This is a genomic window from Glutamicibacter sp. GQ173 (genome assembly GCF_059759215.1).
The window spans coordinates 713,641-728,493 of sequence record NZ_JCAXDT010000001.1 but is presented as its reverse complement, the minus strand read 5'-3'; the positions used below and the strand labels follow the sequence as shown (position 1 = coordinate 728,493).

13 protein-coding genes and 1 tRNA gene are annotated in these 14,853 nt (G+C 63.7%); 7 read left to right on the top strand and 7 right to left on the bottom strand.

Translation table 11 applies throughout. From position 1 onward, the window contains the following. The first annotated feature begins 50 nt into the window (after positions 1-50). The 7 genes from AC6CHO_RS03445 to AC6CHO_RS03415 all read left to right on the top strand — a co-directional run bounded on the left by AC6CHO_RS03445 (position 51) and on the right by AC6CHO_RS03415 (position 8,701). Positions 51-632, top strand: coding sequence for a copper resistance CopC family protein (locus AC6CHO_RS03445; RefSeq protein ID WP_498213703.1), 582 nt, complete (start codon positions 51-53; stop codon positions 630-632). A gap of 103 nt (positions 633-735) precedes the next feature. Continuing rightward, positions 736-1,251 (top strand): copper chaperone PCu(A)C, encoded by a 516-nt coding sequence (locus AC6CHO_RS03440; RefSeq protein WP_498213702.1) that lies wholly within the window; start codon positions 736-738, stop codon positions 1,249-1,251. Beyond that, on the top strand, positions 1,232-2,407 hold the full coding sequence (locus AC6CHO_RS03435; RefSeq protein ID WP_498213700.1) for a Dyp-type peroxidase: 1,176 nt from the start codon (positions 1,232-1,234) through the stop codon (positions 2,405-2,407). The genes AC6CHO_RS03440 and AC6CHO_RS03435 overlap by 20 nt, the downstream gene beginning before the upstream one ends. A gap of 102 nt (positions 2,408-2,509) precedes the next feature. Beyond that, positions 2,510-4,564 (top strand): bifunctional copper resistance protein CopD/cytochrome c oxidase assembly protein, encoded by a 2,055-nt coding sequence (locus tag AC6CHO_RS03430; RefSeq protein WP_498213699.1) that lies wholly within the window; start codon positions 2,510-2,512, stop codon positions 4,562-4,564. Then, on the top strand, positions 4,557-5,300 hold the full coding sequence (locus AC6CHO_RS03425; protein WP_498213698.1) for a hypothetical protein: 744 nt from the start codon (positions 4,557-4,559) through the stop codon (positions 5,298-5,300). Before AC6CHO_RS03430 ends, AC6CHO_RS03425 begins: the two co-directional genes overlap by 8 nt. Before the next feature lie 125 nt (positions 5,301-5,425). Further along, positions 5,426-7,330, top strand: a complete 1,905-nt coding sequence (locus AC6CHO_RS03420; RefSeq protein ID WP_498213697.1) for an NHL domain-containing thioredoxin family protein — start codon at positions 5,426-5,428, stop codon at positions 7,328-7,330. Positions 7,331-7,450: 120 nt separating this feature from the next. Then, complete coding sequence (locus tag AC6CHO_RS03415; protein WP_498213696.1) at positions 7,451-8,701, top strand: MFS transporter; 1,251 nt, start codon at positions 7,451-7,453, stop codon at positions 8,699-8,701. Positions 8,702-8,718: 17 nt separating this feature from the next. Here the strand turns inward: AC6CHO_RS03415 and AC6CHO_RS03410 are convergent, their stop codons facing one another. The 7 genes from AC6CHO_RS03410 to AC6CHO_RS03380 all read right to left on the bottom strand — a co-directional run bounded on the left by AC6CHO_RS03410 (position 8,719) and on the right by AC6CHO_RS03380 (position 14,840). Beyond that, positions 8,719-9,741: a hypothetical protein gene (locus AC6CHO_RS03410; RefSeq protein ID WP_498213695.1), complete on the bottom strand. Its 1,023-nt coding sequence runs from the start codon at positions 9,739-9,741 to the stop codon at positions 8,719-8,721. A gap of 66 nt (positions 9,742-9,807) precedes the next feature. Further along, positions 9,808-11,349 (bottom strand): helicase HerA-like domain-containing protein, encoded by a 1,542-nt coding sequence (locus tag AC6CHO_RS03405; protein ID WP_498213694.1) that lies wholly within the window; start codon positions 11,347-11,349, stop codon positions 9,808-9,810. An 18-nt stretch (positions 11,350-11,367) separates the two neighbouring features. Next, positions 11,368-12,135 (bottom strand): amino acid ABC transporter ATP-binding protein, encoded by a 768-nt coding sequence (locus AC6CHO_RS03400; protein ID WP_498213693.1) that lies wholly within the window; start codon positions 12,133-12,135, stop codon positions 11,368-11,370. Then, positions 12,122-12,787, bottom strand: a complete 666-nt coding sequence (locus AC6CHO_RS03395; protein ID WP_146275961.1) for an amino acid ABC transporter permease — start codon at positions 12,785-12,787, stop codon at positions 12,122-12,124. The genes AC6CHO_RS03400 and AC6CHO_RS03395 overlap by 14 nt, the downstream gene beginning before the upstream one ends. An 83-nt stretch (positions 12,788-12,870) precedes the next feature. Next, positions 12,871-13,680 (bottom strand): amino acid ABC transporter substrate-binding protein, encoded by an 810-nt coding sequence (locus AC6CHO_RS03390; RefSeq protein WP_498213692.1) that lies wholly within the window; start codon positions 13,678-13,680, stop codon positions 12,871-12,873. Between the two features lie 88 nt (positions 13,681-13,768). Beyond that, complete coding sequence (locus AC6CHO_RS03385; protein WP_498213793.1) at positions 13,769-14,698, bottom strand: AEC family transporter; 930 nt, start codon at positions 14,696-14,698, stop codon at positions 13,769-13,771. Between the two features lie 71 nt (positions 14,699-14,769). Beyond that, positions 14,770-14,840 (bottom strand) — tRNA-Gly (locus AC6CHO_RS03380). Positions 14,841-14,853: the final 13 nt, after the last annotated feature.

The following is a 14,853-nucleotide window of genomic DNA, read 5'->3' as shown; positions in this document are numbered from 1 at the left end:
TAACGAAGTGCCCCCTGAGAGGGGGGATTGGAAGGAAAACAATGAAGAACATGACGCTGCCTAAAATGACCCTGACCCGTCTGGCCGCTGTGATCGCGCTATCGGTCTTGGCCCTGTTCAGCTCGATGACCGCCGCCTCGGCCCATGACGAGCTGGTCGGCTCCACTCCCAAAGCCGGTGCGAGCCTGGAACAAGCGCCAAAAGAGCTGACCCTCGAATTCTCCGGCGAGCTGCAAACCATGTCCGGAGTGGATTCCACGAAGGTGGTGCTGAAGCAGAACGGCGAGGCCGTCGACGCGTCAGCCGAAACCAAGGGCAAGACCGTGACCGTGACCCCGGCGAAGCCCTTGGAAGGCGGCCAGTACGAGCTGGCCTTCCGCGTGGTCTCCGAGGACGGGCACCCGGTGGAGAACAAGCTGGAGTTCACCGTGAATGCCTCGGCAAAGCCAACCCCATCGATGATCAGCGCACCAAGCGAATCGGCCGCACCAAGCGAGTCGGCACAGCCTAGCGAGAACCCGCTGCAGGATGCGGGCAGCTCGATGAGCCCGGTCATCTGGGTCATTATCGGCGTCGTGATCCTTGGCGGCGTCATTGGCGTTCTGGCCAAGTTCATGCGCAACACCAAGTAAGCAGCCACTTTATTCCGGTGCGCCCAAGGCCACCGCGGCCTTTGGCGTGCCTGCACATTCTGTGCCCACACCACGAAAGCTTGAGACGATGAAGACTAGAACAATGACCGCACTGCTGCTGAGCTTCGGACTGCTGCTCACCGGTTGCGCGCAAAACGCACCAACGGCCAGCCAAAGCTCCAAGGCACCGCAGTCCGCTGAGCAAAACAGCACGCAAGCACAGGGGCTTGTGGCCAGCGACACCTGGGCCAAGGCAGCCGAATCAGGGATGAGCGCGGCGTTCGGAACCCTGCACAATTCCGCGGACTTCCCGCTGGAACTGCGCAAGGTGAGCAACGCGCAAGGCGATGAGATCCAGCTGCACGAAATGACCGGCAGCGGGCAGAACATGAGCATGAAACAGCTTGAGGGCGACCTGGTGATCGCTCCCGGAGCCGACGCGGTGCTGGCTCCCGGCGGAAATCACCTGATGTTCATGGATCTGAAAAAGCCGCTGGTCGCCGCCCAAACCACGACGCTGACCCTGGAGTTCTCCGACGGCTCGAGTGCCGACGTTGATTTCGCGATCCGCAACTTTGAAGGCGCCAAGGAAAATTACGATGAGCATGCCGGACATTAATGTTCCACGCCGCCTGCTGCTGGGCAGCACCGCTGCTGCCGCGGCCGGCGGGCTGCTCACCGGCTTTGGCGCTGGCGGCCTGCGCTCCGCCGAGGCGGCAGCTCCAGCGCAAGAGGCTCCTAGCGGTCCGCGGTTCAGGTCGTTCTATGGCCAGTACCAGTCCGGGATTATCGATGCGCAGCAGGAACATGCGGTGTTTGCCGGATGGGATGTGCTCTGGCGCGATGGCCCGCGCAAGCAGCAGCTGCAGGCACTGCTGCAGATGCTCACCGATGATGCGGCCCGGCTGATGGGCGGCAGGGGAGTGCTGGCCGATACCGAACCGGAAATGGCGCAGCCTCCCAGCGAACTGACGCTGACTGTGGGGCTGGGCCAAAGCCTGCTCGATGTGGCCGGGCGCGGGAGCATCGCGCAGCTGCCGGCCTTTGCCGGCGACGAGCTCGAAGAGCAGTATCAGCAAAGCGACCTGCTGATTCAGTTCTGTTCGCAGGACCCCACGGTGCTGCATCATGCGGTGCGAGCGGTGGCCAAGAACCTCCGCGGGCTGGCCAGGCAGCGCTTTGCGCAGGCTGGCTTCATGCGCCCGATGCCCGGACGGGAAACCTTCAGGAATCTGTTCGGGCAAGTGGACGGGGTCAATAATCCGAAAGACCAGTTGCGCGAGCAGGCGGTATTCGGCGATGGGCAGGACAGCTGGATCGCCAACGGCACCACGCTGGCGCTGCGCCGTTTCGAAATGGACCTGGACCGCTGGGACGAAGTGGATGCCACGGGCCGGGACTTCGCCCTGGGCCGCAGGCAGGCCGATGGCTCGCCGCTCTCGGGTACTAGCGTGGATGATCCGGTAGATCTGGCGGCAGTAAATGACTTGGGCCTGCCGAGCATCGCCGCCAACGCGCACGTGGCCCTGGCCAAGCCGAGCCACGCAGCCGAGAGCATCCATCGCCGGGGCTACAACTTCGATGACGGGCAGCACGCCGGCTTGCTGTTTGCCAGCTACCAGCGCGACCCGGCGACCAGTTTCATTCCGGTGCAGCAACGGCTGGCCGCCGCGGATGCGCTGAACACCTGGCTGAGGCCGGTGGGTTCGGCTCTCTATGCGATCCTTCCCGGGATCAGCGAGGGCGGGTATTTGGGCGAGCAGCTCTTCAGCTAGCCCTGGCCGCTGCCCCGCCATGGTGTGAGATGCGCCGTAGCGGGGCAGCGCTGGCACTTCCGGCCTGACGGGGCCGGGCAAAAATGAGATGATAAGAAGGATATGGATACAGCACAGCGCACGGTTTCAGCCACCCGCTTCATCCTGCCCGGACTGCTCGCTTCGGCGGCAGTTTTCCTGGCCGCGGTGATGTTCACCGGCATTGCCCGCCCGGCCGAATTGGCCGACCCGGGAGCATTTATCCGCTGGAGCCTGCCGATCGCCCGCGCGATCCACCATTCTTCCATGTCAGTGGCCATTGCGGCGCTGATCTTTGCCGCCGCGATCCTCCCGCGCAGCAAAAAAGTCACCCGCGATGTGCAGGGCGCCGATCATCCGGCCTTCAGCCGCGCGATGAACATTGCCGCGGGAGCGGCGGTGCTGTGGACGCTGTCGGCGGCCAGTGTGATGGTGCTGACCTTCTGGGACCTGGCTGGCCTGCCGATCAACTTGGACGCGCAGTATTCAGCGGCGATCCTCGACTACATCCTGTCGATCACCACCGGCCGGGCCTGGGCCTGGATGGTGGTGATCGCCGCGGTGGTCAGCTCGCTGGCCTTGGCGGTGCGGTCCAAGACCGGGGTGGGAGCCACCGCCTTCTTCTCGCTGTTCGGCATCCTGCCGCTGGCCTTCATCGGCCACGCCGCCGGGGGAGATGACCACTTTGCCGCGGTGAACTCCATCGGCCTGCATCTGCTGGCCGTGGTCCTGTGGTTTGGCGGCATTATCGTGCTGGCGCTGCTGGCTCCGACGCTGGCCGGCGAAGCCCCCGGACGCAAGCGCGGCCAGGTGCTTGCCGGAGTGGTGCTGCAGCGCTATTCGGCGCTGGCCGCCTTCGTGGTGTTCTTGATGATCGGCTCCGGGCTGGCCTCGGCGGTTATCCGCATCACCAGCTGGGAACAGTGGCTGACCGCCTATGGAACCCTGGTGATCGCCAAGCTGCTGATCACCCTGGCCCTGGGCGCGCTGGGCCTGTGCCACCGGCGCTTTGTGATCCCCAAGCTCCTGGCAGGACAGTACGGGGCGCTGCGCGCGGCCTGGCAGATCGTGCTCGGCGAGGTCATCTTGATGGGGTCGGTCATGTCGCTGGCCACCGTGCTGGCCCGCACGGCGCCGCCGACCTCCGATGAAGCCCCGGCGCAGACCACCCCGGCGCGCCTGCTGACCGGCTACGACCTGCCGCCAGCCCCGGATACCGCCAGCTGGTTCACCACCTGGCGGATGGACTGGGTCTGGGTGGCGGTGTGCCTGTTCGGGCTGGCCGCCTACCTCTGGGCGTTCATCACCCTGGCCCGCCGCGGGGACAAGCCCAGCGTGTTGCGCCTGGCCAGCTGGCTTGTCGGCCTGATCGCGCTGTTCTACGTGACCAGCGGGGGCGTGGCGGTGTACGGGAAGATCCAGTTCTCCACCCACATGGTCGACCACATGTCGCTGACCATGATCGTGCCGATCTTCCTGGTGCTCGGCACCCCGATCACCCTGTTGCTGCAGGTGCTGCCGGCGCGCACCGACGGCACCCGCGGCCCGCGCGAATGGATCCTCTTCCTGGTGCATTCGCGCTACTCCAGGGTCATCACGCACCCGATTTTCGCGGCCGTGAACTTTGCCGGGTCGATCGTGGTCTTCTACTTCACCCCGATCCTGGAACCGGCCATGCTCTACCACGCGGGCCACGAGCTGATGAACCTGCACTTCCTGCTCACCGGCTACCTCTTTGCGCTCTCGCTGGTGGACGCCGATCCGGTGCCCAAGCGCTACCCCTACCCGATGCGCCTGGTGGTCTTGCTGGCCACCGTCGCCTTCCACGCCTTCTTCGGGGTGGCGCTGATGAGCACCGAAACCCTGCTGGCCCCGGACTACTTCGGCAATATGGGCCGCACCTGGGGCGGCAGCGCGCTGGAGGACCAGGTGGTGGGGGCCGGGGCGATGTGGGCCATCGGCGAGGTGCCCACCTTGGTGCTGGCCATTTTTGTGGTCCTCTCCTGGCTGAAGCAGGACAAAAAAGACACCAAGCGCTATGACCGGAAGGCAGATCGCGACAACGACGCCGAGCTGGAAGCCTACAACGCGATGTTCGCCCGTTACCAGCAGGCCGATAAGAGGAACCCGAATGCCTAGGAAATTGACCGTGGCCCTGGCCCTGTGCGCCGTGCTGGCCCTGGGCGCCTGCTCGTCCACCCAGGCGCAGATGCCCCAGGACCAGACCCATAAGAAGGCCGCCGAGGCCACCGCCAGCCCGAGCCCCAGCGAATCCGCACGCCAGTTGACCACCGCCGAGGTGGCCACCACAGCCGGCGCGGTGCTCGCCACCGAGCTGGGCTTCCCGAACAGCGCCAAGATCCAGGGCAAGGACCTTGAAGCGCTGGCCACGCCGCCCACCGATACGCTCAAGGACATTGTGGTGCTGCCGGCGCAGTGCTCGGCCCCGATCAACGACCTGAACTGGTCGCCGGTGCAACTGGGCACCGAAGCGGCGCGCACCGATTTCACCAATGCGAACCAGTCCATCACCGGTTCGGTGGAAGTGGCGAAGCTGGGTGCAAATGGCGCAGCCGCGGTCGACTCGCACAACAAGAATGTGCTCACCATCGTGGAGCAGTGCAAGTCCGCGAAGCTCAACGGCGTGGACTACACCGAAACCCTGAAGTTCTCCGATCCGCAGGTGGACTCGGTGGATTCGGCCCTGTACTACAGCCGCGACGGGCAGTACGCACAGAATTCGCTGGTGCTGATCAAGAGGACCAAGCAGTACGCGGTGATGGTCTCCTTTGTGGCCGGCAGCTCGCTGGCCGACGAAAAGTTCAACAAGGTGGCCACCAGCGTGATGGATGCGGCCATCGCCCAGCTGCCCTAGCGGAATAGAAGCCGGGTGGCACCTGTTGCACCTCAATGTTCCTTAACACCGTTTAGTACTGCCCCGGGCCGTGGCCGATAATGAAGTTCTAACTGCCGAGCCACGGCAATTGCGAAAGGATGACCATGAGCGCAACAGAATCGGTCCGCGCCAACTACAAGGTGCGCGCCAGCGAACTGCTGGGCCGCAACTGGCTGAATACCGGCGGCAAGCAGCTGGACCTTGAAGCCCTGCGCGGCAAGATCGTGCTCCTGGACTTCTGGACCTTCTGCTGCATCAACTGCCTGCACGTGCTGGACGAGCTGCGCCCGCTCGAGGAGCAGTACTCGGATGTGCTGGTCACCGTGGGCGTGCACTCGCCAAAATTCGAGCACGAAGCGGACCCGGATGCGCTGGCCGCGGCCGTGGAACGCTATGAAATCCATCACCCGGTGCTCGATGACCCGGAGCTGGTCACTTGGCAGGCCTACGGCGCCCGCGCCTGGCCGACCCTGGTGGTTTTGGATCCCGAGGGCTACATCGTCGCGCACCTTTCCGGCGAGGGCCACGCCCAGGGCCTGGGCTCGCTGGTCGATGAACTGATCGCCGAGCATGAGGCCAAGGGCACCTTGCACCGCGGCAACGGACCGTACGTCGCCCCGGAGGCCCGCGAGGGCGACCTGCGCTTCCCGGGCAAGGCCATCGCCCTTCAGAACGGCAACTTCCTGGTCGGCGACTCTGGCCACCACCGCCTGGTGGAGCTGGACGCGGACTTCTCGGTGGTGCGCACCATCGGCTCGGGCGCCAAGGGCTACGCCGACGGCGACGCCAGCACCGCCCAGTTCAACGAGCTGCAGGGCCTGGCCGCGCTGCCTGCGGAACTGGCCGCGGAGGTGGGCTACGACGTGATCGTCGCCGACACCGTCAACCACCGGTTGCGCTCGGTCAACCTGGCCACCGGCGAGGTAGGCACCGTGGCCGGCAACGGCGTGCAGCGCCTGCTGGATTCGGAAAACGCGCGCCAGGAAACCCAGCCCACCGATCTGGGCACCGATGCGCTGAACATTTCGCTGTCCTCCCCATGGGATGTGCTTTACCACCCTTCGGGCAAGGTCATCATCGCGATGGCCGGAACCCATCAGATCTTCGCCTTCGACCCGCGCACCTGTGCCGTGTCGGTCTTCGCCGGCACCGGGCTGGAGGGCCTGAACGACGGCACGCCGGATGAGGCCTGGTTCGCGCAGTCCTCGGGCCTGGCGCTCTCCGGCGAGAACGTGTGGATCGCCGACTCGGAAACCAGCGCGCTGCGCTGGATCGAGGTCCAGGACGGCGAGGCGAAGAGCGTGAACACCGCGATCGGCACCGGGCTGTTCGACTTCGGCTTCCGCGATGGAGCCGCCGAGCAGGCCCGCCTGCAGCACCCGCTGGGCGTGGCGGTGTTGCCTGATGGCTCGATCGCGATCGCGGACTCCTACAACGGGGCGGTGCGCCGCTTCGACCCGGCCACCAAGACGGTGTCCACCCTGGCCAAGGGACTGAAGGAGCCGGCCGATGTGCTGGTTGACACCTCCGTGGACGGGGACCCGGTGCTGCTGGTCGTGGAGACCAACATCCATCAGCTGGTGCGCATCCCGATCCCTGCCGAGGCATTGGTCGTTGATGAGGGCGCCAGCCAGACCCAGCGCCCGAAGACCCGCGTGCAGTCCGGCAACCACGAGATCCTGGTGCGCTTTGCTGCTCCGAAGGGGCAGAAGCTCGATGACCGCTGGGGCGACCCGACGCAGTTGAAGATCTCGGCCAGCCCCGAAGAGCTGATTCTGGAGGGCGGCGGCACCTCGGTGGGCCTGACCCGCACTCTGGTGCTCAACCCCGAGGTTTCCGAGGGCGTGCTGCACATTACCGCTCGTGCTGCGGCCTGCGATGGCGAGCCGGGCGGCGAGATCCCGGATCACGCAGCCTGCCACCTGTACCAGCAGGACTGGGGCATTCCGGTGTTGCTGGATGCGCTGGGCGAGAACGAGCTGTTGCTCGACCTTCGCGGCGTGAACTAGCCGCCGAGGCCAGGCTAGCGCGAAACCCGCAGCGGGGAATGCAGAGGAAACCTCAGCATTTCCCGCTGTGCCGCATTAGACTGTAGCGCGGGAGGCACCGGAGGGATCCGGCGAGAGCTTATGGCAGTGAAAATGTTCCGGGCATTGGAAATACCCAACTACCGGTTGTGGATCATCGGCGCCCTGGTCTCGAATATCGGCACCTGGATGCAGCGCGTAGCCCAGGATTGGCTGGTGCTGACCGAACTGACCAACCATGACGCGGTAGCCACTGGAATCACCACGGGCCTGCAATTCCTGCCGGTCCTGCTCCTGGCACCCTATGCCGGGCTGATCGCCGACAGGTTCAATAAGCGCCAGCTGCTGGTGGTGACCCAAAGCTTCATGGGGCTGTGCGCACTGGTCCTGGGGCTGCTGGTCGTTACGGATTCGGCTGAACTCTGGCACGTCTACGTGCTGGCGGGGCTGCTGGGCATCGGCGCTTCCTTTGACGCCCCGGCCCGCCAGGCCTTCGTCTCCGAGGTGGTTCCCGGAAGCCACCTGGCCAACGCGGTGGCGCTGAACAGCGCCAACTTCAACCTCGCCCGCCTGGCTGGCCCCGGCATTGCTGGCGTGGTGATCGCCCTGGTGGGCACCGGCCCGGCATTTTTGCTCAACGGCGCTTCCTTCCTGGCGGTGATCAGCTCGCTGGTATTCATGCGCAAGGACGCCCTGCATCCCACCACTCCGGTGGCCCGGGCCAAGGGGCAGGTGCGTGAGGGGTTCAGCTATGTCAGAAGCCGCAAGGACCTGGTGCTGATCTTCTTCCTGGCCTTCATCATCGGCACCTTCGGGCTGAATTTCCAGCTGACCAATGCGCTGATGGCCACCGAGGTCTATGGGGTGGGCGCAGGGGAGTACGGCATCCTGGGCAGCATCATGGCGGTGGGAACCTTTGCCGGGGCGCTGCTGGCGGCGCGGCGTTCGTCCCCGCGCTGGCGTTTCCTGATCGGCGGCGGGGTGTTCTTCGGCTGCGCGGCCCTGGCCAGCGCCTGGATGCCGAACTACCTGCTCTTCGCCATCATGCTCATCCCGGTGGGACTGGGAGCGCTGACCTTCTTGAACAGCTGCAACACGATGGTGCAGATGTCGGTGCCGGGGCAGTACCGGGCCCGAGTGCTGGCGTTGTACCTGATGGTGGTGCAGGGCGGGACGCCGATCGGCTCGCCCCTGGTGGGCTGGTTCGCCGAGCTCTTCGGCACGCAGATCGCCGTGTCCATCGGCGCGGTGCTGTCCCTGGCGGCGAGCTTGCTGGCGCTGTTCTTGTGGCAGAGGTTCAAGACCAATGCGGTGCCGCTGCGCAGCCAATTCCGCGAACTGCTCGGCCGATAAGACTGCGGCCGCGAGAACTACTGAGCAGCCTGCTCGACACCGGCCACCGGAACCACGGAGACTTCGGTGGTGCTGGTGGTCAGCTCCGCGGTGAAGGAATAGGTGTCCTTGATGGTCTTCTTTTCCTTCGCGCCGGTGCGCAGATCCTGCTCGGTCAGCGTCAGATTGGCGGTGGTTGTCAGCGGGGAGAGCACCCACGCGCCGTTGTAGTAGCTGACTTCGATCTTCGGGTATTTGGCGATGTCCCACTTGATGGTGGAGGAATCAACGCGCGCCGAGGTGTTGTAGGCGAAGGGGCAGCCCGAAGGCATCAAGACCTGCTGGCTGGCGCAGCCGTCCAGGTATTTCTTCACCTTGGAGTTGATCGCGGAGACAAAGGCCTTGGTCGGCTCGGTCTTCAGCGCGATCTCCACCGGCTCCTTGGCAGGCTGGGTGACCACGACACCGCGGGTGTCAGCGGCAAAATTCTTGGTGCTGAAGCTTGCATCCAGCACCGAAGGATAGAAGACCGGCAGGGAACTGACACCAGCCTCCAGCGGGATCTTCTGCTCGTTGACGGCCACCTCATTCACCGTGTTGGCCTTGATCTTCACGCTGGGCAAGGTAGAGGGTTCGAACTCCCACTTGTCGAAGAAGAACCAGGTCTTGCCGGCATGGCGCAGCGTGTAGGTGGACTGCTGGTCCACGCCCGTGGCCTTGTAATGCGCGGTCACAGTGCGCAGCTCGCTGTCGCCGTCCACCGGCTGCGGCTTATCGGTGCTGAAGTCCGTGATGCCGGCCTGGGTGCGCTTGAGCACCTCGCCGTCCAGCGCAACCGCATCGCCCTGCGGCACCCGGGCCTGCATCAGCCCCAGGGCCTTGGCGCCCTGGCCGTCGGCGAGGTAGCTCTGCAAGACTTTGACCTCGTGCGCAGGGGAGAACAGGGTGCGATTAGCGATTATCACGCCGGCAACAGCCAGAACGAGCACTGCCACCGCGGCAAGGGCCCAGCGAAGGGCCAGGCGGGTGGCGGCGATCGGCGTGGAGTTAGGAGTCTTCATCAGTAGCTAGGCTATCTGGTTTCGGGCTCCAGACTGTAACTGGCGGGTCAAAAACGGCGGGTCTTCTCAACGGCGGCGGCGCTTTCGGTTGCCGAACATTCCGCGCAGCAACTCGCGCCCAATCATCGATGCGGCATCCAAGGCCATGTCCATCATCGGGTTCGGCTGTGCCGGGGCCTGCCGCTCGCGAGGCGCTTCGGCTTGCTGCGCGTCAGCCGGTACCTCAGCCGGTTGCTGCGGCGTTGCCGTAACAGCGGAGGCGGCCTTGGCTTCCAGCAATTCCCGGGCCGATTCGCGGTCTACCGCGGTGGTGTACCGTGAAGCCAGCGGGGAGGCCGACAGATTCTCTTCAAGCACCTGCGGCGAAGCAGGGCCGATGGTGGATCCTGGCGAGGACATCCTGGTCCATGCCACTGGGGTGGGTGCGCCCTTTTCGCCGAGCACGGTAATCACCGCTTCGCCCACGCCAGCCTGGGTCAGCGCAACTTGCAGGTCCACGCCGTTGACCGGGAATGTCTTGATGATCTCCTTGAGCGCGCTCTGGTCCTTGGCGGTGAAAACGCGAACCGCATGCTGGATGCGGTTGCCGAGCTGGCCCAGGACCTCATCGGGCAGATCGGTGGGGGACTGGGTGATGAAGAACAGGCCCACGCCCTTTGAACGGATCAGGCGCACGGTGTTGATGATCGCGTCGGTGAACGCCTTGGTGGCGTCCTTGAACAAGAGGTGCGCCTCGTCAAGGAAGAACACCAGCTTCGGCTTGTCCAGATCGCCGGCTTCGGGCAAGTCCTCGAACAGGTCCGCGAGCAGCCACATCAGGAAGGTGGAGAACAGCATCGGCTGCTGGTTCACCGAAGGCAGTTCCAGCACGTTGATCACGCCGCCGGTTTCGCGCACCTGCAAGAAATCGGCGGTGTCGAATTCCGGCTGCCCGAAGAACTGGTCCAGTCCCTGGGATTGCATGATCGTGATGCCACGCAGGATGACCGATGCGGTCGCCGCGCTCACCCCGCCCAGGCCCTTCAGAGCTTCGGCACCCTGTTCGCTGACCAGGAAGCTGATGACCGACTTGACGTCGTTGAGGTCATCAAGCGGAAGCTTGTTGGAGTCGGCATAGTGGAAGATCAGCTGCAGGCATTCTTCCTGGGTTTCGTTCAGCTCCAGGACGCGGGCCAGCAGGATCGGGCCAAATGCATCGACACTGGCGCGAACCGGGGTGCCGTGGGTCCCTTCGCCCAGCGAAAGGAACTCCACCGGGTTGGCGCGGGGAGAAAATTCCTTGCCGAGTTCGGCCAAACGGGCGGTGAGCTTTTCCGAGCCTTCGGCGCTTTGGGCCAATCCGGAGAGATCACCCTTGATGTCGGCGAGGAATACCGGAACACCGGCCTTGCTCAGCTGCTCTGCCATCAGCTGCAAAGTGACCGTCTTGCCGGTACCGGTAGCACCGGCGACCAAACCGTGGCGGTTGAGCATTTTCAGCGGCAAGCGGATCGGCGCCGTGGGCTCTGGCTTGCCGTCAATCAGGGCTGCGCCCAGATCGAGGCTCTCGCCTTGGAAGTTGTAGCCTTCGATGAGGCCTGCCCGCAATGCATTTGTGTCCTGGGTCATAGCGCTACTCTATGCTTTCTAGAACGGGTGCAAAAGACGTTGGACGAAGGCTTGTGTGCGGGGATTTGCCGGCGTGGACAGAACTCGGGCAGCGTTTCCGGTCTCCACGACCACTCCGCCATCCATGAAGACGACGGTATCGGCCACATCCCGGGCGAAGGCCAGCTCGTGGGTCACCAGCACCATGGACCAGCCCTCCTGGGCCAGTTCCTTGATGACGCTGAGCACTTCTCCAACAAGTTCTGGATCCAGCGCACTGGTCGGCTCGTCGAAGAGCAGCAGGTCGGGTTGCTGCATCAGCGCGCGGACAATGCCCACTCGCTGCTGCTGTCCGCCGGAAAGCGAATTCGGGTAGGCCTCGGCCTTGGAGCCCAGCCCCACCCGATCCAGTAGCTTGCGCGCTTCTAGCAGCACCGGGTCGCGCGGGCGCTTTTGGACTTCGATCGGCCCAATGCTGACATTTTGCAACACCGTCAGGTGCGGGAAGAGATGGTGCCCTTGGAAAACCATGGCCGAACGATCGCGCAGCACCTGCGCTGATTTTGGCTTGGTTTTGGCATCGAAGCTCACTGCCGGGCCGCCTTCAAAGCCGACGGTTCCCGCATCCGCGATCTCCAGCCCATTCAGGCAGCGCAGGGCGGTGGTCTTTCCGGAACCAGAGGGGCCGATCAAGGCCACGACTTCGCCGGAGTGCACGGAAAAATCGATGCCCTTCAGCACCTGGTTCTCGCCGAAAGCCTTGTGCAGGCCGGTGACGCTGAGCAAGGTTGTGCTACTTGGCGACATACTTTTCCAGCTTTCCTTCAACAGAGTTCTGCAGCGCAGAGAGCAACAGGCAAATGATCCAGTAGATCGCGGCCGCTTCGCAGTACAGGAGCATGAACTCGTAGGTCGAGGCCGTGATCTCCTGGGCCTTGCGGAACATTTCGGTGACCAGAATGGTCGAGGCCAACGAGGTGTCCTTCACCAATGAGATGAAGGAATTGGACAGGGGAGGAATCGCCACGCGGGTGGCCTGCGGAAGGATCAACCGGTACAGGCTGCGCGTGCGCGACATGCCCAGGGTATATCCGGCTTCCCACTGTCCGGCCGGGACCGAAAGGATCGCGGCGCGGATAATTTCGGCGGCATAGCCGCCGATGTTCAGGCTGAAGGCAATGATTGCACTGGGCCAGGGATCAATGGTGATCCCCAGGCTGGGCATGCCGTAGAAAATGACAAACAACTGCACCAGCAGGGGTGTGCCGCGAACAATCGAAATGTAGACCCGGGCGATACCTGAGAGCGCCGGGTTTTTGCTGATGCGCATCAGCGCCATCAGCAAGGCGATCGCCAGTCCGAGGGCAAAGCTGATCAGCGCGAGCGGAATGGTTGCCGTGATTGCGCCCTGGGCCAGTGGCCAGAGCGAATCGATGAATAACTGCCAATTCGAATCCATAAGCTACCTTTGAGACAAACGAGACTGGCCCCACGCTGGAGACGTGTGGAGCCAGTCTACTGTTTCACTAGGGATGGTACCGGTTATTTGCTGATGTCCTCGCCGAAGTACTTTTCAGAGATCGATGCCAGTTCGCCATCGGCGCGCAGCTCGTCCAGGGCGCCATCGATGGCTTCTTGCAGATCCTCCGAGCCCTTGCGCAGGGTGACTGCCGATTCGCTCTTGTCCTCGGATTCAGCGGCGATCTTGATGCTGTCATCCGGATTGGTCATCTGTGCATCCAGGAAGGTCAGCTTGTCATTGACAGTGGCATCCACTCGACCCTGCTTGAGCAGGGTGACCGACTGGGCCCACCCCTCCACCGGCTCGATGGTGGCACCAGCGGCCTTGGCTGCCTCGTAGAAGCTGCTGGTCAGCGACTGCGCGGTCTTCTTGCCCTTGAGCGAGTCGAAGGAGGTGATGTCGGTGTTGTCGCTCTTGGTGACAACTACGCCCTCGGAAACGGTGTACGGCTTGGAAAAGAGGTACTTCTCTTCGCGTTCCGGGGTAATGGCCACCTGGTTGGCGATCACGTCAAAGCGGCCGGCATCCAGGCCGGCAAAAATCGCGTCCCACTGGGTTTCCTGGAACTTGACTTCAACACCCATCTTTTCGCCGACGGCCTTGATGACCTCAACATCGTAGCCGGTCAGATCGCTGCCTTCATGGAAGGAAAAGGGGCGGTAGGTTCCCTCGGTGCCGACGGTCAGCACGCCGGCGTCCTTGACCTTTTGCAGGGCTGAATCGCTCTGCTCGGACGAGGAGGAGCCAGCGGTGTCGCCAGATGAACCGCAGGCGCTCAAAGATAGGGCAAGAATTGCGGCGGTAGCCAGCAGTGGAACGGTGCGCTTCATGGTGACCTCATTCAGAAAAGGGGTGATTATGCTCTAGTCCTAACAACAGTCTAGAGACATCCTCTTATTCCGAAGCTCAAAAGTTACACTAAATTCCCAGCATGACGGCCAGCAGCATCATCAGCGGTATCGCGCAGATGGTTGTGATGAGCACCGTATCCTTGGCTACGGTCACCCCGTGGTTGTAGCGCGAGGCGGTCACGAAGATATTTTGCGCGGTAGGCAGGCCGGCCATGATCACCGAAGCGACCAGCATTTCTCCGCGCAGCCCGAAGGCCAGATAGGCCAGCACCCAGGCCAGCACCGGGTGGATGAGCAGTTTTGCTGCCGTGGCGATGAGCACATCGGCGCGGCGGCCGGACTTCTTCTCCAGCGGTCTGGACCCCACCAGCGAGATGCCGAAGGCCATCAGCATGCAAGGAATCGAGGCGCCGGCAATCAGATCGATCGGTTCAAGCACGATCGAGGGCAGGCTGAAGCCGGTCAGCGCGACGACGAGGCCAAGCATGGAGCCGATGATCATCGGGTTTTTCGCCGTGGCAACCAGCAGTGCCAGCGGCGTGGTGCGGTGGCGCGAGGTGGTGGCATCCAGCATCGCTAAATTGATCGGCTGGTACAGCGCCAGTTGGAACAAGATGATGGGTGCGGCAAAAGACGCATCGCCAAGGACATAGAGGGCGATCGGCAGCCCGAGGTTGGCCGAGTTCACCGTGGACGCGGACATTGCGGCAATGATCCGCTCCGAAGCCGAGCGCTTCAGCCAGCGCGCTGTCGCCAGGTAGTACACCACGGCAGTAAGCGCAGCGGAGATGGCGGCCACCCACAACAGCGGGCCCAGCACGGCGACGGGATCGGACTCGGCCAAGGTGGTGAACAACAGGGCCGGGCTGGCAATGAAGAAGGTGACCCGGCTCAGGACATTGCGCCCCTGTTCGCCCAGCACCCCGGTGCGCCCAACCAGATATCCCACGGCGATCACCACCCAGATGATGGAGAAGCCTTCGAGGACTCCGGTCATCATGCTCCTTGGGCGTTGGCCTGGTAAAACGAAAACGTCGGGGCACCTGGTGGTACCCCGACGTCAGTGCGAGCGGGCGACGGGAATCGAACCCGCGTATCGAGCTTGGGAAGCTAGCGCTCTACCATTGAGCTACGCCCGCAAGTGCACCGAGC